Annotated in this window: 17 protein-coding genes and 1 pseudogene; 9 read left to right on the top strand and 9 right to left on the bottom strand. The window is 65.2% G+C overall.

Features of this window, described 5'->3' with window-relative positions:
- The first annotated feature begins 152 nt into the window (after positions 1–152).
- The 4 genes from AC1Z3W_RS26640 (at position 153) to AC1Z3W_RS26625 (ending at position 5046) form a co-directional block, all read left to right on the top strand.
- On the top strand, positions 153–1400 hold the full coding sequence (locus AC1Z3W_RS26640) for an ROK family protein (protein WP_057924504.1): 1248 nt from the start codon (positions 153–155) through the stop codon (positions 1398–1400).
- Positions 1387–2940 (top strand): sugar ABC transporter ATP-binding protein, encoded by a 1554-nt coding sequence (locus AC1Z3W_RS26635; protein ID WP_483508798.1) that lies wholly within the window; start codon positions 1387–1389, stop codon positions 2938–2940. Before AC1Z3W_RS26640 ends, AC1Z3W_RS26635 begins: the two co-directional genes overlap by 14 nt.
- A gap of 40 nt (positions 2941–2980) precedes the next feature.
- Positions 2981–4015 (top strand): ABC transporter permease subunit, encoded by a 1035-nt coding sequence (locus AC1Z3W_RS26630; protein ID WP_057924349.1) that lies wholly within the window; start codon positions 2981–2983, stop codon positions 4013–4015.
- 86 nt (positions 4016–4101) lie between these two features.
- Positions 4102–5046, top strand: coding sequence for an ABC transporter substrate-binding protein (locus AC1Z3W_RS26625; protein WP_483508797.1), 945 nt, complete (start codon positions 4102–4104; stop codon positions 5044–5046).
- Between the two features lie 235 nt (positions 5047–5281).
- Here AC1Z3W_RS26625 and AC1Z3W_RS26620 read toward each other — a convergent pair whose 3' ends face one another.
- The 3 genes from AC1Z3W_RS26620 to AC1Z3W_RS26610 all read right to left on the bottom strand — a co-directional run bounded on the left by AC1Z3W_RS26620 (position 5282) and on the right by AC1Z3W_RS26610 (position 8337).
- Complete coding sequence (locus AC1Z3W_RS26620) at positions 5282–7009, bottom strand: SulP family inorganic anion transporter (RefSeq protein WP_483508796.1); 1728 nt, start codon at positions 7007–7009, stop codon at positions 5282–5284.
- A 24-nt stretch (positions 7010–7033) separates the two neighbouring features.
- Positions 7034–7660: a ParB-like protein gene (locus AC1Z3W_RS26615; RefSeq protein WP_057924347.1), complete on the bottom strand. Its 627-nt coding sequence runs from the start codon at positions 7658–7660 to the stop codon at positions 7034–7036.
- Positions 7661–7794: 134 nt separating this feature from the next.
- Positions 7795–8337: a GNAT family N-acetyltransferase gene (locus tag AC1Z3W_RS26610; RefSeq protein ID WP_124835076.1), complete on the bottom strand. Its 543-nt coding sequence runs from the start codon at positions 8335–8337 to the stop codon at positions 7795–7797.
- A 280-nt stretch (positions 8338–8617) separates the two neighbouring features.
- On the opposite strand from AC1Z3W_RS26610, the gene AC1Z3W_RS26605 reads away from it, so the two are divergent.
- From AC1Z3W_RS26605 to AC1Z3W_RS26590, 4 genes and pseudogenes are all read left to right on the top strand, one after another.
- Entirely contained in the window at positions 8618–9838 is a 1221-nt protein-coding gene (locus AC1Z3W_RS26605) for an MFS transporter (RefSeq protein ID WP_483508795.1), read from the top strand.
- Positions 9839–10054: 216 nt separating this feature from the next.
- Positions 10055–10873, top strand: a complete 819-nt coding sequence (locus tag AC1Z3W_RS26600) for a TetR/AcrR family transcriptional regulator (protein WP_057924345.1) — start codon at positions 10055–10057, stop codon at positions 10871–10873.
- Between the two features lie 331 nt (positions 10874–11204).
- Complete coding sequence (locus AC1Z3W_RS26595; protein ID WP_483508794.1) at positions 11205–12959, top strand: AMP-binding protein; 1755 nt, start codon at positions 11205–11207, stop codon at positions 12957–12959.
- Positions 12960–13141: 182 nt separating this feature from the next.
- A pseudogene (locus AC1Z3W_RS26590) lies at positions 13142–13324 on the top strand (DUF1571 domain-containing protein); the annotation flags it as partial.
- 27 nt (positions 13325–13351) lie between these two features.
- Here AC1Z3W_RS26590 and AC1Z3W_RS26585 read toward each other — a convergent pair.
- Positions 13352–13630, bottom strand: a complete 279-nt coding sequence (locus AC1Z3W_RS26585) for a PXPV repeat protein (protein WP_057924343.1) — start codon at positions 13628–13630, stop codon at positions 13352–13354.
- A gap of 295 nt (positions 13631–13925) precedes the next feature.
- Here AC1Z3W_RS26585 and hfq point away from each other — a divergent pair, with 295 nt between their 5' ends.
- Positions 13926–14486 carry an RNA chaperone Hfq gene (gene hfq, locus AC1Z3W_RS26580; RefSeq protein ID WP_483509602.1) on the top strand — a complete coding sequence of 187 codons (561 nt, stop codon included), beginning with the start codon at positions 13926–13928 and terminating at the stop codon, positions 14484–14486.
- 83 nt (positions 14487–14569) lie between these two features.
- Here the strand turns inward: hfq and AC1Z3W_RS26575 are convergent, their stop codons facing one another.
- From AC1Z3W_RS26575 to AC1Z3W_RS26555, 5 genes are read right to left on the bottom strand one after another with little or no spacing between them, the layout of a single operon-like run.
- Complete coding sequence (locus AC1Z3W_RS26575; RefSeq protein ID WP_057924341.1) at positions 14570–15277, bottom strand: DUF2968 domain-containing protein; 708 nt, start codon at positions 15275–15277, stop codon at positions 14570–14572.
- 54 nt (positions 15278–15331) lie between these two features.
- On the bottom strand, positions 15332–16723 hold the full coding sequence (locus tag AC1Z3W_RS26570) for a sigma 54-interacting transcriptional regulator (protein WP_483508793.1): 1392 nt from the start codon (positions 16721–16723) through the stop codon (positions 15332–15334).
- An 11-nt stretch (positions 16724–16734) separates the two neighbouring features.
- Complete coding sequence (locus AC1Z3W_RS26565) at positions 16735–18768, bottom strand: pilus assembly protein TadG-related protein (protein WP_483508792.1); 2034 nt, start codon at positions 18766–18768, stop codon at positions 16735–16737.
- Positions 18769–18779: 11 nt separating this feature from the next.
- Positions 18780–19109 (bottom strand): DUF3613 domain-containing protein, encoded by a 330-nt coding sequence (locus AC1Z3W_RS26560; protein ID WP_483508791.1) that lies wholly within the window; start codon positions 19107–19109, stop codon positions 18780–18782.
- Positions 19110–19129: 20 nt separating this feature from the next.
- A complete protein-coding gene (locus AC1Z3W_RS26555) occupies positions 19130–19972 on the bottom strand; it encodes a tetratricopeptide repeat protein (RefSeq protein WP_483508790.1) in 843 nt (280 codons plus the stop codon).
- Positions 19973–19977: the final 5 nt, after the last annotated feature.

Here is a 19977-nt window from a genome sequence, read left to right as displayed (position 1 = left end):
CGCACCACGCTTGCCCGGAAACCAGACTCCGCCGTCATCTCCGGACGAAACCGGGATTTCCCTAAGCTGACATGCCGCCGCTCACGCGGTTAAATAAATCAGCATGATTTATTTAATGCGCCCACAGCCGGCGCGCCATGGAAGGAGACGCCATGAGAAGCCCGCACATCGGCCAGGGCAGCAACTCGGTCAACGTGCGCCGTTACAACGAGCGCCTGCTGTTGAAGACGCTGCGCCGTGCGGGCAGCGCGTCGAAGGCCGACCTCGCCCGTCTCGCGAACATGACGGGCACGGCGGTCGGCAGCATCATCGCGTCGCTCGCCGACGCAAAGCTGATCGAATTCGCCGGTCGTACCGAAGGCCAGCGCGGCCAGCCGGCTTCGTTGATCCGTCTCGATCCGCGCGGTGCGTTCGGCATCGGCGTCCATCTCGATCGGATGCGCATCGAGACGGCGCTCGTCAATTTCGCGGGCGACGTGCTCGGCCGCCGCTCGCACGACATGCAGCTCCCCCCGCCCGCCGACGTGCTAGACATCGTGCGGCGCGACATCGACGCGATGCAGGACTTGCTTCCCGCGCATGAGCGCGCGCGCCTCACGGGCGTCGGCGTCGCCCAACCATACAACCTCGGCGCGTGGATGCGCGAGCTCGGTCTCGCACCCGACACGTTCCGCGCATGGGAAGACGTCGACTTCGCAAGCGACCTCGGACGCACGCTGTCGCTACCCGTGTACGGCGAAAACGACGGCAATGCGGCCGCAATCGCGGAACTGTTCTACGGGTACGGCCGTCAGTGCGACGACTTCGTCTACCTGTTCATCGGTCCCGCGATCGGCGGCGGCGTTGCCATCGACGGCGACTGCCTGCGCGGCGTGACCGGCAATGCCGGCGACATCGCCGTGATGCCCGTGCCGCCGAGCCGGCTGGCGTCCGCGCCGCCGCCGCGCGGGCAGTGGGACATCCTGCTCGCCCGCGCGTCGCTGCATGCGCTTGTGCGCCACCTGCGCCATCACGGCGAGACGGTCGAGAACCGCGCCGACCTCGAGGCCTGCATCGCGCGCGGCCTGCCCGCCGTCGACGAATGGATCGACGACTGCGTCGACGCACTCGCACCTGCATTGCGCGCGGTGCTGTGCGTCGTCGATGCGCCGGTGGTGGTGCTCGACGCCGATACCGACGCAGGCCTGCTCGATGCGGTGACGACCCGCCTGCGCGCAGCGCTCGCCGCCACCGCGCCGGAAGCGCGCGGTACCCCGACGCTCGTGCGCGGCACGTTCGGCGCCGACGCCGGTGCGATCGGCGCCGCGACGCTGCCGATGTTCTTCAACTTCTCCCCGCGGGCCGGCATTCTCAAGGGCGCCCGCACCGAATCGCAGGAGATCAATCATGTCGCGATCTGAGTCGCCCCGACCGCTGCTCGAGATGCGCGGAATCAGCAAGACGTTCCCGGCCGTGCGCGCACTCGACAACGTCAGCCTGACCGTCTATCCCGGCGAGATTCATTCGCTGATGGGCGAGAACGGCGCGGGCAAATCGACGCTGATGAAGATCCTCTCGGGTGCCTACCGCGCCGACGCCGGCGGCGAGATCCTGATCGACGGCGAGCGCATCGACGTCGACGGCCCGCTCGCCGCGCGCGATGCCGGCGTCGCGGTGATCTACCAGGAGCTGTGCCTGTCACCCAACCTCACCGTCGCGGAAAACATCTACGTCGGCCGCGAACTGCGGCGCGGCAACCGGCGCTGGGGCACCATCGACCGCGCGGCGATGGCGCGCGGCTGCCAGGACGTGCTCGCGCGCCTCGGTGCGCCGTTCGGGCCCGACACGCTCGTCGGCACGCTGTCGATCGCCGAACAGCAGCTCGTCGAGATCGCCCGCGCCGTGCACACCCGCGCTCGCATCCTCGTGATGGACGAACCGACGACGCCGCTGTCCTCGCGCGAGACCGAGCATCTGTTCGGCCTGATCCGCCAGCTGCGCGAGGAAGGGCTCGCGATCATCTACATCAGCCACCGGATGGCGGAAATCTACGAACTGTCCGACCGCGTGTCGGTGCTGCGCGACGGCTCGTACGTCGGCACGCTCGAGCGCGAATCGCTGTCGGCCGAGCGGCTCGTCGCGATGATGGTGGGCCGCGACATCTCCGGCTTCTACAAGAAGGAACATGCCCCGTACGACCCCGGCCACCTGCTGCTGTCGGTGCGCGACATCGCCGACGGCGAACGCGTGCGCGGCTGCAGCCTCGACCTGCATGCCGGCGAGGTGCTCGGCATCGCCGGGCTCGTCGGCGCCGGCCGCACCGAGCTCGCACGGCTGATCTTCGGCGCGGAGACGCGCACCCGCGGCGACGTGAAGCTCGGCGAGCGCACGTTGGGCACCCATTCGCCGCGCGAATCGATCGACGCCGGCCTCATCTACCTGACCGAAGACCGCAAGCGCCAGGGCCTGTTCCTCGACATGAGCGTGCGCGACAACATCAACATCTCCGTATGCAACCGCGATGCGCGGCTCGGTGCGCTCGATCTCGCGCGCGGCGCCGAACGCGCACGCGACGCGATCGCCTCGCTGTCGATCCGCGTGCCGCACGCGAACGTCAACGTCGGCGCGCTGTCGGGCGGCAACCAGCAGAAAGTGCTGCTGTCGCGCCTGCTCGAGACGAAGCCGCGCGTGCTGATCCTCGACGAACCGACCCGCGGCGTCGACATCGGCGCGAAATCCGAGATCTACCGGATCATCAACGAACTGGCCCGCGCGGGCGTCGGCGTGATCGTGATCTCGAGCGAACTGCCGGAAATCATCGGTGTCGCCGACCGCGTGCTCGTGATGCGCGAAGGCGAGATCGCCGGCGAACTCGGCGGCCACACGCACACGCCCATCACGCAGGAAGCCATCATCGCGCTCGCGACCGGCTCGCAGGCCGAACTCGCCGACGCGCACTGACCACGGCCCCTTCATTTCCTTCTTCATTCAAGGTACCGAAATGATCAACCCGACCAAGCAGCGGAACCTCGCTTCCGCGACGGCCCCGGTGGCCAACCGTACGCCGCTCTTGCGCGGCGCCGATCATCGCGCGCGCATGCAGTCGCTGATGCGCACCGCCGGCATGCTGCCGGTTCTGCTGGTCCTCTGCATCGGCTTCGGATTCCTGACCGACGGCTTCTTCACGCTGCAGAACCTGTCGATCGTCACCCAGCAGGCCTCGATCAACATCGTGCTCGCCGCCGGCATGACCTTCGTGATCCTGACGGGCGGCATCGACCTGTCGGTCGGCTCGGTGCTCGCCGCGTCGGCCGTCGCCGCGCTGCTCGCCTCGACCATCCCCGGCTGGGGCTGGCTCGGCGTGCCCATCGCGCTCGCCGTCGGCCTCGTGTTCGGCGCGATCAACGGCGGCCTGATCTCGTTCCTGCGCCTGCCGCCGTTCATCGTCACGCTCGGCGCGATGACGGCCGTGCGCGGGGTCGCCCGCCTGATCGGCAACGACACGACCATCTTCAACCCGCAACTGCCGTTCGCGTTCATCGGCAACGGCACCATCCTCGGCGTGCCGTGGCTCGTCGTGATCGCCTGCGCCGTGATCGCGCTGTCGTGGTTCATCCTGCGTCGCACCGTGCTCGGGATGCGGATCTATTCGGTCGGCGGCAACCCGGAAGCCGCACGGCTGTCGGGCATCAACGTGCGGGCGATCCAGTTGTTCGTGTATGCGGCGTCGGGCCTGCTCGCCGGTCTCGGCGCGGTGATGTCGGCCGCGCGCCTCTATGCGGCCAACGGCCTGCAGCTCGGCCAGTCGTACGAGCTCGATGCGATCGCCGCGGTGATCCTCGGCGGCACGAGCTTCGTCGGCGGCGTCGGCTCGATCGTCGGCACGCTGATCGGCGCGCTGATCATCGCGGTGCTGACCAACGGCCTCGTGCTGCTCGGCGTGTCCGACATCTGGCAATACATCATCAAGGGGCTCGTAATCATCGGCGCGGTGGCACTCGACCGCTATCGCCAGCGCGACTCGGCTCGTACCTGACACGCATTCCTCACCGTTCAACCATCGGGGCGCGGGCAGGTCCTCCTGCGCCCGTTCGCCAACGGACCTTCCGGAGACACAACGACATGTTCAAGCACCAAGCCGCCCTGACCGCCGTCGCCTGCGCGCTCGCCTTTGGCGCTGCCGCCGCCCATGCAGCCGACAAGCCGCTGAAATCGATCGGCGTCACGGTCGGATCGCTCGGCAACCCGTACTTCGTCACGATCGTGAAAGGCGCCGAAGCGCGCGCGAAACAGCTCAATCCGAACGCGAAGGTCACCGCGGTATCGGCCGACTACGACCTGAACAAGCAGTTCACGCAGATCGACAACTTCATCTCCGCGCACGTCGACATGATCCTGCTCAACGCGACCGATCCGAAGGCGATCGAGCCGGCGGTGAAGAAGGCGCAGGCGGCCGGCATCACGGTCGTCGCGGTGGACGTCGCGGCCGCCGGCGCGAACGCGACCGTGCAGACCAACAACGTGAAGGCCGGCGAGCTGGCGTGCGACTACCTCGCGAAGAAGCTCAACGGTAAGGGGAACGTGATCATCGAGAACGGCCCGCAGGTGTCGGCCGTGATCGATCGCGTGAACGGCTGCAAGGCCGCGCTCGCGAAGAATCCGGGCATCAAGCTGCTGTCGAGCGACCAGGACGGCAAGGGCTCGCGCGAAGGCGGGATGAACACGATGCAGGGTTACCTGACGCGCTTTCCGAAGCTCGACGGCGTGTTCACGATCAACGACCCGCAGGCGATCGGCAGCGATCTCGCGGCGAAGCAGCTGAATCGCCCGAACGTGGTGATCACGTCGGTCGACGGCGCGCCGGACATCGAGGTGGCGCTGAAGTCCAACACGCTCGTGCAGGCGTCGTCGAGCCAGGACCCGTGGGCGATGGCGCAGCAGGCCGTCAACGTCGGCTACGGAATCATGAACGGCCAGAAGCCGGCCAACCCGATGATCCTGATCGAGCCGACGCTCGTCACGCGCGACAACGTGAAGAGCTACAAGGGCTGGAGCAGCCCGCGCTGATCGCGCTACGCGACCAACCACCCCGGGCGGTGCCGGGCTGCGCCGCCGCGCGCGACGCCGGCCCTGCCCGCCCGCTTGGCTCAACCGCAGCACCGCCGCGGCACAAGGGTATACGGCGACGGCTGCCGAAGTAGCCGATGTCGTGGCCGCCCGCGCGAGCACCGAGCCAGCCGACGCCGCGCTATCGCACCAGGCGACATCCGAAAGCACCAAGCGGTGCATACGCGCCGCATCGTCACGCGCCGGCCTTCCCGACAGTACCGCCGTTACCGCGCGCCCGCAGCAATTGCAGGCTCTCGTCGACGCTCAATTCGGACATCGCATCGTCGCGCAGCGTATCGTCGGCCGCGCGCCGCAGCGCACGCAGCGCGTGCTCCTTGAGCCGCACAATCGCGAGCTGCAGCCCGCGTGCCGCGCACTCTGCCGCGAACGTACGCAACGACTCGATCGTCGTGCCGTCGACGTCCGGCGTTTCTTCGAGACTCAGCAGCACAATATGCGTATCGGGCGCGGCCTTCATCAGCGCGCGCACACGATTGAGCATCCGATCGGCGTTCGCGAAGAACAGTTGTGCCTCGGGCCGCACGATCAGCACACCGGGCACCGGCTTCGCGTCGGCGTGATTCGCGACGTCGACGAAGTCGTGCCCGTCGCGCAGCCGGCCGAGCACGCTGACGTTCGGCTCCGACAACTTGCGCAGCGTCAGCAACAGGCTCACGCCGATGGCCGCGAGCAGCCCGTGCAGCACGCCGAGCACGAGCACCGCGAGCAGCGCGGCGATCACGACGAGCCGGTCGCGATGCCACACCCAGTACGGCCGGAATACAGACGGATGCAGCGAGTGGCTGACCGCGAAGATCACGATCGCCGCCAGCACGGGCTCCGGCGTGCGCGCGAGCTGAGGCAGCAGCAGCCACACGATCAGCGCGACCACGCCGGCTGCCCACAGGCTCGAGAGGCGCGATTGCGCGCCGGCCGCCTCGTTCGCCGACGTCGCCGAATAGCCGGCGCCGACCGGCATCCCGTGCAGCAGCCCCGACACGAGATTCGCGCAGCCGATCGCGACGAGGTCGCGGTTCGGTGACACGCTGTCGCCGTGCTTCAGCGCGAAGTTGCGGATAGACCCGTACGACTCCGCATACAGGATCAGCATCAGCGCGAACGCGAGCTCGATCGTCTGCATCCACGCGTTGCGGTCGAGATGCGGCAGTCCGAATTCGAGGTGCCGTAAATCGATGTGTCCGACGATCGCGATCCCGTAGTGCTGCCAGTCGAGCACATAGCCGGCCGCGATCGACAGCACGATCACGACGAGCGTGGCCGGCACGCGCTTGCTGCGCCCGAGCAGGAACAACAGCGCAAGCGCGGTCGCGCCGAGCGCAACGCTTGCGAGGTTCGCATGCGGCGCACCCGTGACGAGCTCGAGCGCGACATGTGGCGCATCGCTGTGCCGCACGGAAATCGCGAGAATCTTCGGCAGTTGCTTGATGACGATCGTCAGCGCCAGTCCGAACGTGAAACCGCGCAGGACCGGACGCGCGACGAAATCCGACATGCCGCCGAGTCGCGCGAGGCCCGCCAGGATGAACAGCACACCGGTCATCGCGACGAGTGCGGCCGCCAGCGCGAGCTGCGCGGCGAGCGCCATCCCCGATTCGGCCAGCACGGTCGCCGCGAGCACCGCCGCCGACGATGAAGTCGACGACACGATCGCAAAGCGACTGCTGCCGGTCAGCGCATAGATGACGAGCCCGGACAGCAACGCGATGAGGCCAGCCTGCGGCGCCAGGTTGGCGAGCCCCGCATACGCGACCGCCTCGGGAATCAACAGCCCGGCGATCGACAGGCCAGCCAGCGCATCGAGGGCGATGCGCCGCGTCGTCGACGGCGTTGCCGCATCGAGTGCAGCGAAATGCTCGGGATGCTGCGGGCCGGCATCCGGACGGGTCGAGGCGGTCGTCATGAGGCAGCAGGCGCCGGGCCCGTATCAGGGTTTGACGGCAATGACACCCGACCAGCCGGGCAGATAGCGCGCGTCCTGGTCGTGTGCACGGCGCAGCGAGATATCGAGCGCCTTCGAGAAGCTCTTGCGGATCTGGTCGAGCGTCACGTGCTGACGCAGGTAGTCGGCCCACAGGAACTCGCTGAACGGCGTCGCATCCTTCGCATAGCCGCCGGCCGTGCGCAATTCGCCCGCGAGGCTCCGGTACGGATCGTCCTCGAGCCCCGTCAGCGCCTTCGGCAGATGCGCGTAGTCACGACGCGAGCCGTCCGCACCGAACGGATGCACCCACTGGTTGTGTTCCATCATTCGCCAGAAGATCGTGTCGTCGAGCCACGACAGATCCTTCAGCAGCATCGCGTTCACGCGCGTCTCCCCTTCCTCGATCAGCGCGAGGCCGAGATGGTGATGATCGGTGATGTAGTGCAGACCACCCGGGCCGAGGACGGCCGGAAACCAGTGCGATTCGATCGCGGCCTTGCGTGCGCGCTTGTCGAGCGCCTTCCAGTGCTTGCGTTTCGCTTTCACTTCGCGATAGCCGACCGTCATTTGCGTCGGACGCAGTGCATCGAGCCGGACGGGAATGAGATGAACGTCGTTGCCGAGTGCCATGGTCGTACCCCATGTTGCGAATTTCCGGCAACGATACTCCTGATCGTGCGAACCGTTAATACGTCGCGGCCTCGATACGCAAGCGTTTGACCTCTCTCCGACAACAAGCCGCGCAGCCGCGTCGCGTTACCGCGTCATGCGCGCAGGTCGTCGCGCTCGAGACGATGACGCACGTAAGGAATTCCATCGTGCACGACGCTCACGCGCCGCATCCCGAGCTTGCGTGCGACGTTCAGCGAGCCCGTGTTCGCCTCGGCGATATCGGCGATCACGCGCGGCAGCCGTACGGTGTCGAACGCATGGCGCACGACAGCCGCGGCGGCTTCGCACGCGATGCCGCGCCCCCATGCCGCGCGCACGAGCCGCCAGCCGATCTCGACGTCGCGTGCGCCGTCCGCATAGTCGGGAATCAGCAGGATCCAGCCGATGAACGCGTCGGGCGCGGCCTTCTCGAAGATCGACCAGTAGCCGAGCCCTGGCGGATACTCGCGCGTGATCCGGTGCGTGACGAAGCGGTGATGTTGGTCCGGGTCATGCCACGGGCCGGCTATGTACCGCGTCACCTCGGGATCGCGATCCATCTCGATGCTCGCGTCCAGGTCGGCCAGGATGCGCGGGCGCAGCCCCAGCCGCTCTGTCTCGAGGACGGGCAACGTGGCAACGGATGGTTCAGTCATCTGGACTCCTGATTCGATGGCGTTGCGCATCGCGCGTATTACGAAACTGATACAGAAAGCCTTCCAGAATGATACAGACGCCTGACGCTTGTCTCGCGCGCACCATTTCCGCTTTCTCAACAGTTCATTTCATAGGGATTATTCCCGATTCGCGATTATCGCGCCCCACATCGGACGGCGCCGCGGCCTACACTCGATCCATGCCCCCGCGCCGCGCGCAAGCCGGGCTGGCATCCGCCTGCAGATCGTGAGCGCGCAAGCCAACGAGGAGACCTCGGACATGAGCTGGACCCGCGAACAACGCAACGTCACGATCGCCGCCTATCTCGGGTGGACGCTCGACGCGTTCGACTTTTTCCTGATGGTCTTCGTGTTGAAGGACATCGCCGCCGAATTCGCATCGACGATCCCCGCCGTCGCATTCGCGCTCACGCTGACGCTCGCGATGCGCCCGATCGGCGCGCTGATCTTCGGCCGGCTCGCCGATCGCTTCGGCCGCCGCCCGACGCTGATGGTCAACATCGCGTGCTATTCGCTGCTCGAGCTCGCGTCGGGTTTCGCGCCAAGCCTGACCGCGCTGCTGGTGCTGCGCGCGTTGTTCGGCATCGCGATGGGCGGCGAATGGGGCGTCGGCTCCGCGCTGACGATGGAAACCGTGCCGACCCACGCGCGCGGCTTCGTGTCGGGCTTGCTGCAGGCCGGCTATCCGAGCGGCTATCTGCTCGCGTCCGTCGTGTTCGGCCTGTTCTACCAGTACATCGGCTGGCGCGGGATGTTCATGGTCGGCGTGCTGCCCGCGCTGCTCGTGCTGTACGTACGTGCGCACGTGCCCGAATCGCCGGCCTGGAAGCAGATGGAGAAGCGTTCGCGGCCGGGCCTCGGCGCCACGCTGCAGCAGAACTGGAAGCTCACGATCTACGCCATCGTGCTGATGACCGCATTCAACTTCTTCTCGCACGGTACGCAGGATCTCTACCCGACCTTCCTGCGCGAACAGCATCACTTCGATCCGCACACGGTGTCGTGGATCACGATCGTGCTGAACATCGGCGCGATCGTCGGCGGCCTGTCGTTCGGCGCAATCTCGGAGCGGATCGGCCGCCGTCGCGCGATCTTCATCGCGGCACTGATCGCGCTGCCGGTGCTGCCGCTGTGGGCGTTCTCGAGCGGCCCGGTCGCGCTCGCCGCCGGCGCGTTCCTGATGCAGATCTCGGTACAGGGCGCGTGGGGCGTGATCCCCGTCCATCTGAACGAGATCTCGCCCGACGAGATCCGCGCGACCTTCCCTGGCGTCGTCTACCAGCTCGGCAACCTGCTCGCGTCCGGTAACGCGACGATGCAGGCGTCGCTCGCAGTTTCGCAGGGCAACGACTACAGTTTCGCGCTGGCGCTCGTGGCCGGCATCGTGGCCGTCGTGATCGCCGTGCTGATCCTGTTCAGCCGGGAACGGCGCGGTATCGACATGACGCAATCGGTCAATACGCGTACCACCGTCGGCTGAACCCGCGCGTTGCCGCACTGCATCATCGCGTGCGCCCCGCCCCGCCGGGGCGGCATGCGATGGTTTCCGCACCTGCACATCGAACTAGAGGAATTTGTCCAGATTCCCCGCTTGCCCGCGCCGCCCGCGTTTTTTTATCTTAATAAAAACGACTGTTTGAATCAGACAAACAAATCACCTGTTCGCGGCCGGGCGACCGGCATTGGGAGGCGGGACATGGCAGTAAGTCAGGAGGGGCGGCAGCCCGCAGGACGGCCGTCCGGGACGCGGTCATCCGGCAATCGGCAGACCGGCGGGACGAAGGCACGCATTCTCGATGCGGCCGAGGATCTGTTCATCGAACACGGCTTCGAAGCGATGTCGATGCGGCAGATCACGTCACGCGCGGCGGTCAACCTCGCCGCGGTCAACTACCACTTCGGCAGCAAGGAAGCGCTGATCCACGCGATGCTGTCGCGTCGGCTCGATCAGCTCAACCAGGAACGCCTCGGCATCCTCGACCGCTTCGATGCGCAACTCGGTGCGCACATCACCTGCGAGCACGTGCTCGGCGCGATGTTCATTCCCGCGCTGAAGGCGTCGCGCGACCCCGATCGCGGCGGCCCCGCGTTCCTCCGTCTGATCGGCCGCGCGTACACCGACCCGTCGCCGTTCGTGCGCAACTTCCTGACCGCGCACTATGCGAGCGTCGCGGGCCGCTTCTTCGATGCGTTCCAGCGCGCGCTGCCGCATCTGCCGCGCACGGAGCTCGGCTGGCGACTGCACTTCGCGATCGGCGCGCTGTCCGGCGCATTGGCCGGTGCCGAAACCGAAAGCCTGATCGACGAATTCTCGCAAGGCCGCACGATGAACGACGTGCAGATGATCGCGCGGCTGTCCTCGCTGATCGTCGCCGCGCTGAAGGCGCCGATGCCCGACAGCGCGCAGTTGTCGATCTTCGCGGCCGTGCTCGACGATGCGGGCGCGAGCGAAGCGTTCGGACTGCCATCGGGTACGGCCGCTGTCGACACGGCGGCGGCGCATTCGGCGAGCTGATCGCGTCAGGCCACACACGCGGCGATTCACGGATATACGCAGCCCGGGCCGACGTTGATGCGCGGGCCCGGGCCGAACGAATGTCATGCGGCGGGAGCCACGGCTGGCTTGCGCTCGTCGACGAAAAGCATGGGGTGCGTGCAAGCACTGAAGCGCTAAATCTGCCCGACCGCAAAGCGTGGGGTACGAGTTAGCGCTAAAGCACTGACTCTCACCGACCGCAAAGCATGGGGTACGAGTTAGCGCTAAAGCACTGACTCTCACCGACCGCAAAGCATGGGGTGAGAGTAAGCGCTAAAGCGCTAACTCTCACCGACACCGGAGACACATCATGTCATCATCCGCAGCAATCACAACGGCCCAGCTCCCGCCGAACAGCGACGGTATCTGGTACGCGTCGTATCCGCCCGGCGTACCGCACGAGATCGACGTCACGCAATACGCATCGCTCGTGCAGTTCTTCGACGAATGCACGACGCGCTTCGCCGATCGGGTCGCCTACGTGAGCGCAGGCGCATCGATGACCTACCGCACGCTCGCGCAGAAAGTCGATGCGTTCGCGTCGTATCTGCAAAGCACCGGCGTGAAACCAGGCGATCGCGTCGCGATCATGCTGCCGAACACGTTTCAGTACCCGGTGGCGCTGTTCGGCACGCTGAAGGCCGGCGCGATCGTCGTCAACGTCAATCCGCTCTACACCGCGCGCGAACTCGCACACCAGCTGAAGGACAGCGGCGCGCAGACGATCGTCGTATTCGAGAACTTCGCACACACGCTGCAGGACGCACTGCCGGAAACGCAGGTGAAGAACATCGTCGTCACCGCGCTCGGCGATCTGCTCGCCGACGGATTCAATGCGAAGGGACGCCTGATCAATTTCGTGCTCAAGCACGTAAAGAAGCTCGTGCCGGCCTACAGCCTGCCGCAATCGATCCGGCTGCGCTCCGCGCTCGCGCTCGGCGCACGCGGCAAACCGCAGCCGGTGCAGACGACGCGCGACGATCTCGCGTTCCTGCAATACACGGGCGGCACGACGGGCGTCGCAAAAGGCGCGATGCTCACGCACGGCAACCTGATCGCGAACCTGCTGCAAGCCAAGGCGTGGATCGCCGACCAAGTCTCCGGCGACGTCGAGACCGTGCTGACGCCGCTGCCGCTGTATCACATCTATTCGCTCACGGTGAACGCGTTCATCTTCATGGGGCTCGGCGGGCGCAACATCCTGATCGCAAACCCGCGCGACATGAAGATGGTGATGAAGATCATTCGCAACGAAACGTTCACTGGTATCACCGGCATCAACACGCTGTACAACGCGTTCCTCGACAACGAGGAATTCCGCAAGCGCGACTTCTCGAAGCTCAAGCTCGCGATGGCGGGCGGGATGGCGATGCAGCGCGCGGTCGCGGAGCGCTTCCAGCAGGTTACGGGCCGGCCGGTCGTCGAAGGCTACGGGCTCACCGAATGCTCGCCAATCGTCACGATGAACCCGGTGGACCTGAACGACATGGCCGCGTTCAGCGGCTCGATCGGCCTGCCCGCACCGTCGACGCTCGTGCGCTTTCGCCGCGAGGACGGCACCTGGGCCGCCATCGGCGAGCCGGGCGAGCTATGCGTGCACGGTCCGCAAGTGATGCGCGGCTACTGGCAGCGGCCCGACGAGACCGCGAAGGTGATCGACGCCGACGGCTGGCTCGGCACCGGCGACATCGGCGTGATGGACGAGCGCGGCTTCATCCGCCTCATCGACCGCAAGAAGGACATGATCCTCGTCTCGGGCTTCAACGTGTACCCCAACGAGATCGAGGAAGTGCTGGTCATGCATCCGGGCATCAGCGAAGCCGCTGCGATCGGTATCCCGGACGAAGTGCAGGGCGAGCGGATCAAGGTCTTCGTCGTGCGCCGCGACCCGACGCTGACGGTCGATGATGTGCTCGCGCACTGCCGCAAGAACCTGACCGGATACAAGATGCCGAAGTTCGTCGAGTTCCGCGACGCGCTGCCGCAGACGAGCGTCGGCAAGATCCTGCGCCGCGCACTGCGCGACGAGGAACTTGCCAGGATCAAGGCCGCGAAGCAAGGCTGAACGCCGCATCGCTCCGGGAGACCCTGTCGATGAACGAAAGAATCAAGCGCCGCACGGCGGATGCCGCCGCCGCTGCAGTCGCCTGAATGCTGTTGCTCGCACAGCCCGGGCCTGCATGCGCACGAAGCGGCCGATGGCGCGAGTGCGACGCAGGGGGCCGCGCCGCCGGCGGAGCTGGCGCCGGCCGGCCACAGTTCTGCGCGAAGAAGGAAATCCTCGGGCTCGACCTGCACGCCCTGCTTCCGGACCGTCGAGTCCCATGACGGCCGTGGCAAGCTCTTCGAGCGGCTCATCATCGAGAAAATCGCGCCGCCGACGCTCGACGAATCCGCGTTCGATCCAAAAACCCGGACTACGCGCTCTGATCGTCATCGGCACCACACCCGTCGCGCTCAATCGTCGTCATCGTCGTGATGCTTGCGCCAATGCTTGTAATAGTGCTTGCGCCATTTCCGGTAGCCGTCGTCGTCCTCGTCACCGTAGTAATCGTATCCATAACCCGGATACGCAACCACCGCCGGCTGCGGCGCCACATAGACCGGTGCCGGCTCGGCATAGACCGGCGCGACCGGCACGCCGATGCCCACCGACAGGTCGACGTGCGCCATTGCACTGCCGGAAGCGAGCAACGCGACGCTCCCGATCCACACCACCAATCCCCTCTTGTTCATGTTCCTGTTCCCTGATCCGCCGGCCTGCCCGGCATGCGCGGTGAATGTAATCCCGCCGCGCGCCGCCAGGTGCTACGCCGATGCGAGAGTCGTAACGCGGCGTAACGAAACGACGCTAGCCATTTGACCGAATCGCGAAAACGCGCGGGAACGTCTATAGTGGGTTACGGTTCGACACAATCACGACCGCGCGCTGGCGGAACGAACAGGGTAAAATCCCGCCAAACACTTGGTGGGCGAACACGCCACACACACGCACAACATATTCTCTGACGCAGGCTCCTGCCGCACCTCAATGGCCAATCCCGCAGAATCCCATCCGCAAAACGACTTCATCAATTCGGCGCGCAAGGAACGTAAGCGTGTTGAAATCTATCTCGTCAACGGCATTCGTCTGACGGGATGTATCGAGTCGTTCGACCAGTACCTGGTGATGCTGCGCACCCCCGTGGGTCTGCAAGGCATCTACAAGCGTGCGATTTCGACGATCCAGCTCGACACGGGCGGCTCGCGCCCGGGCGGCAGTGGCCCCCGCGGCCCGCGTACCGGTGGTCGGCCGGGCGGCCGCGAAGGCGGCGGCCACAGCCCGTACGGCTCGCACGGCGGCTCCCGCGAATCGCGCGGCGACGGCGGCTACGGCTCCCGCGAGCCACGTGAAGGTTACGGCTCGCGTGAACCGCGTGAAGGCTATGGCTCCCGCGAACCGCGCGAGGGTTATGGCGCACCGCGTGAAAGCTACGGCGCGCCGCGCGATGCCGGCGACGCATCGGGCAACTCGTCACCGTCCGATGCGCGCGGCGGCAACGGCCCGGTCATCGTCACGCGTCGCCGGCGAATCGTGCCGGACGGCCAGTAAAACAAAAGGGCAAGCCAACCGGCTTGCCCTTTTTCCTGGTGGGTCGGCGCGGCATGTCGCCGCACCGGCCGTGCGGTGGTCGCTCAGCGTGCCGTCGTCGGCAACCCCGCATCGGCCTCGCGCTGCAGCGAACGCACCTGCTGCTGCAATGCACGCAACTGCGACTGAAGTTCCGCCTGTTGCGCCTGCAGCGCCGCCGTTTCATTGCGGACGCTCTTCTGGCGATCCGCGACCGCAGCCTGCTGCTCGCGTGCGATCGAGATGTCGGCTTGCAGACGCCGCGCCCGCTCCTGCGTAACTTCGATCTGCCGGTCCATCTGTGCCTTCTGCGATTCCAGCTTCGCCGCACGCAGCTCGTTGACGGCCAGCCGTTCCGCCTGCCGCGAGAAATCGCGATAGATCGCTTCCGCCCGCGTTTCGTCGTAAGTCTTGATCACGCGCCAGAATGCCTTCTGCTGGAACAGCGCGACGAAATAGGAACCGTCCTTCACGCTGAACAGCATGCTCGCGCCGTAGCTGCCGTTATAGCTGGTGCGCATTTCCGTCAGCGAATGCGCCTGGATCTGACGCTGCAACTCGTCGACCGTGCTCGGCCCGGTCGTTTCGCCCGCCTGTGGCTGCGCCGACGTCTGTGCCTGCTGATCGATCACCGGAATCGCCGCCACCGGTGCCGATGCCTGCTGTACCGCCGGCGATGCATTGCCTGCCAACCCCTGCGCGACTGCGCCCTGCATGCCTCCCATCATGGCGAGCAACACACACGCCCGCCCCAACCCCGTCATATGGCTCATGAACTTTGATACCCGCCCGTGTCGTTGTAATTCAGCGCGATTTTATCCCATTAATTACTCGCTTTCGCGGGTCTCGGGCTCTTCGTCGAATATCTGATATTTACGCATCTTTTCCCACAATACCTTGCGGCTGATGCCGAGCTGCTGCGCCGTATCCTGGCGCCGCCAACCGTTTGCGTCGAGCGCTGCAATCACGCGGCTGCGTTCGTTCATATCCCATTTGCTGCGGTCGACGAACACTTCCGCCGCGCTCTCCACCGGCACCGGCTGCGCGGAACTGCGCGCATGCGCGACCAGCCGCTGCAGTCTCGCGGCATCCCAGCCGCCCGTTTGCCGCACCGTCACGCCGACGCGCTCCGCAAGATTGCGCAGCTCGCGCACGTTGCCGGGGAAATAGCTGTCCGCGACCGCGTCCGCGAGCCAGTAAGGCAGGTCGGACAACTGCGCAAGCCGCTCGTCGCCCACCACCTCCGCGACGAACGACTTGAACAGCGCGATCTTGTCGACAGCGCCCCGTTCCTCCAGCGACGGAATGCTCAGCTCGATCACCGCGAGCCGATAGTAAAGATCCGCGCGGAACAGGCCTTCCTTCACGAGTTGCGGCAGCTTCTTGTTGCTGGCCGCGACGAGACGGAAATCGACCTTGATCGGCGTCGTCGCGCCAACCCGCAGCACCGCGCCGTCCTCCAGCACGCGCAACAGCTTGACCTGCTGGTACAACGGCAGGTCGCCCACTTCGTCGAGAAACAACGTGCCGCCCGCCGCCTGTTCGAAATAGCCTTTATGCGCAACAACCGCGCCGGTGAACGAGCCCTTCGCATGCCCGAAGAACAGCGATTCGAACAGGCCGTCCGGAATTGCACCGCAGTTGACCGGCACGAATTCGCCGTCCCGGTAGCGCGAATGCTTTTCGTGGAGCAATTGCGCGATGCGCTCCTTGCCGACTCCGGTTTCGCCGTGCAGCAGCACGTTGGTGTCACAATCGGCGAACGTGTCGACTTCATGCAGCAGCGCCTGCATCGACTCCGAGTGCGCGACGAGTTCGGACGATTGAAGCGTTTCCGCCGCATGCGCGCGCAGCTGCGTGACCAGCTTGCCGATCATCCCGCGCAGTTCGGCGCAGGTGAAGTCGAGCGGCAGGATGTGCGAATAGTCGGGCGGATACTGCGACGCGTCGTGGCCGCGCGCCGCGCCGACCCAGACGACCGGCATGCCGATGTTGGCCTGCCAGTCGCGCAGGAACGCCGCGCCGGTCTCGATCATCGTCACGCTGATGATCGCGAGCGACGGCCGCAAGGCGGCACGTTCCGGCGAGATTTCCGCATTGTCGGCGCGGATCACTTCGACGTCGAAGCTCGCCATGCAGCGGGCAACGCGGTCGACAATGTCCGCCTTGCCTTCCCAGACGTAGAGGTCGAGTTCTGCGATTGCGGAGGTGGGTCTCATTGTTGATGCTTTCAATGAACAATTTGCGGGGCGTTGCAAGTCAGGCTGTGTTGTATCACGGTCAGCTGGCCAATTTGCAATCCTAATGCCGTCAACAATGGCGTCACTAGCGTGTTGAGCAATGGATTGACGAGATTCAACAGTGGCGAAATGAGTAGCGTCAGGACCTGCCCGAGAGTCCCGAGCGACAGGTTCAGGCCGGCTACGCTAATTTGTGTCGCTCCAATCCCTTGTAACAGACCGGTCAGCTGCATATTGAGAGAGTTGGTCGCTGTCGAAGACGTGCTCCAGGTCGGCTCATAAGACCATCCGGCGAGACTACACGCCGCGTTGCTCGGGTTGGTATTGCAGAAGGAATACTGCGAGTTGTTCCGATAAGGGGAGCTGGGCAAGGTCAGCGCAGGGCTGCCGGCGCCGAGCGAGCCCGGGGTCGATGGCAACGGTGGCCCGCTGTAGCTGGGGACGGTGCTGCCGATATAGGCGACGGGATTCGGTAGCGACAAGCTGACCGTCGCAAGCGAAAAACCGACACCCAGCAATGTCCCTGACGCCTGTGCGACAGGAATCGTACCCGAGCTGGCCGCGCAACTTGGCGAATTGAGATTCGTTGAGCCGGCAGTCTGCTGCCCTGCGCAAATCATCGCCACGCCCGGCAACGCGCCAAACGTCGCGGTGCTCGATGCCGGAGTCGATTGACAACTCGTATTGGCCAACCAAGCGCGACCTGGGCCGCCTAGAATGATATAGAGGGGCAAATGTGGCCCCGAAAGCTGAAGCGACAACAGCCCAGGAATGCCCAGCGGCGGCGGATCCGACAGCGCTTGCACATCGACGTAGAGCCCGATCTCCGCTTGCGACGCCTGCGTGCGCCAGATGCCGTTCACTTGTCCGGCTTCGCCAATTCCGATCGACGGCGGCGCCAGCACCTGCAATTGCAAGCGATTGACTCGAACAAGCGAAGACACCGCTGAAATGAGCGGACAAAACGCACTGCCGGGGCAGTTGGCTTGACCGACCGATAGCGTTAGCGCGCTGTTGTATGCGCCGATCTCCGCCGTCGTGAGCAACAACTGAAGCACATTGATGCTGGCGCTCGCCGCGGCCTCCGCATTGCTGCCCGAGTATTGAAGGAGACTTCCCAAAGAAATCTTGTTGACATTGACATTGGCGCCAACACTATTGCTCAACGCAGAGAGCACCGTGCCGGCCGTGGTATTGCTGCCCACCGCCGTCGCGGCGAGGTTCAGAATATCCGATACGGTCAGATCGAGACCGAGCAACTTCCCGATGCTGGCCGGGCTCGACATCCCCGCTGTACCGAGTTGGGTCGCGACATTCGCCAACTGCCCTAGCGTGATGTTTGCTCCGGCCAACGCCTGGTAATTCGCCAATCCCACATTGACGTTGGTCGTGGAACCCAGCAATCCGGTGAGTAGCGGATCGAGTATCGTGGACGAGGAGGTATTCAGGCTCGCAAGCGTCGAACCCACGCTAAACGTGTCGATTGCCGCCGCACGTGTGGTAGCCGTCGCAGAGACAACGGCCTGCCGCCCGCTCAATTGGTTCAGCAGCCCTAGGAAAAAGTAATTCACCTGCCGGTAGGCCGTAACCTGGGCCGCATTCGCCGCATTCGCCGCAGTCGGCGCGGGCGTCACGTACGCGGTCGACGGATCCCACCTCCCGCAACTGACGGCAATCTGGTCGTTTCCCGCGGTAGGACTTGCTGTCGCCGTGGCGCTTATCAACGTGAACGTATAACCCTTGTCGTTGATGTTCGCACTCGTCGCCACATTATTTTTTGCATCGTTCAGGCAACCGGTCGGATCGCTCGTCATCGGCTGCACTGCCGCCAACGCGGCCAAGTCCACGACCCTCTGCAGATCCCGCTTCTGCAAATAAAGATTCGCGATGTCGATCACCCCGAGCACGACGATCGCGACCATGACCCAGATCGCCGCCATAACAACGATGGAGCCGCGCTGACGTCGTTTTCCCGGCCAGCGAGCGCCGCGCCACCGAGATCCATGTGCTTGATCTGCGCGCATCGTCATCTCGCTTACTGCGCACTCTGCCCACTACTCGACATGCCGCCGGACGAACTACCCAGCTGCGTACTCATCGAATCCGGAATCTTGTTCTTGAACGAATCAAGATAGCGCTGATAGACGAGCGACGCGACGTCGCCGAGCATCGGTTGCGTCGGTGCCGCCGCGCGGTTGTCTCGTTGCATCGAGAGCCATTCCCTCGTCGAACGGTCGACGTCGGATGCGGCCGGCGCCGTACCCTGTTGCGCATGTGCGGCTACGGTGCCCATCGCCATCGCCATGATCGCGCCCAGCACCACGATGCGACCCGCAAGCGTGTTTCGATAATGTTTATTGTTCATGTCGTTCCCCACCTGTCTGTTCATTGTGCAAACCGTTGCAGCAGCGGCACGGTCTGGTCATAGCCGAAATTGTTTGCCATCGGCGTGATCGGCTCGGTCGCGGCGTGCCGCGACACCACCGGTGGCGTCGCAACCGCACGCTGCCGCGCGCGTGCCGCGGCTGAAATTTTCGCGGCATCGCCAAGGATGTCCTTGCGGATATCCGCCTGCAGATGCTGCTGATTCATCAGCCGCTGCGCGTCCTGTATGCGCCCGGCGGCAAGCAGATACAGCGTGAGGTTGCTAACGATCCTCGGATTGCGTTGATCCAGTTCCGCCGCCTTCATCAGCGGTACCCGCGCGCCGACCACGTCGCCGTTACGCAATTTTGCATAGGCGAGATCTGACAGCAGCGACGCGTCCGTGGGCGCGAGCTCGGACGCCTGTGTCAGTGCCTGTACCGCCTGACCGAAGTCACCGGCCGCACCGGCGATCAATCCAAGCCCTCGGTAACCACGAGCGGCGAGCGGCGTCTTCAGCAACTGCGTATAAGCTGCGGCGCTGGCAGCCGGCTGATCTGTCATGCGCAGTGCATCCGCCCGCAGCAAGATCGTGTCTGGCGACACGCCGTACGCCTTGTCGTAAGCGTCGATGTGCGCGAGCGACGCGTAATAGAGACCCTGTACCTGCATTCGCTGGATCAAACCGAGATACATCGCGGGCGTATCCGGCACCGCCTGTTTCTGGTCGGCCGCCTGAATCATCGCAGCGCGCTCGGCCTGTGCACCGACGCCGTACCCGCTTTCCTTGGTCGCACAAGCGCCAAGCAGCAGTACCGCTGTCGCCATACTTGCGTGCCTCGCCATCCTGCTGATCCGTTTCATCGTCT

The organism is Burkholderia sp. 10_S31, assembly GCF_056930375.1.
This window is presented reverse-complemented; position numbering and strand designations above follow the sequence as displayed.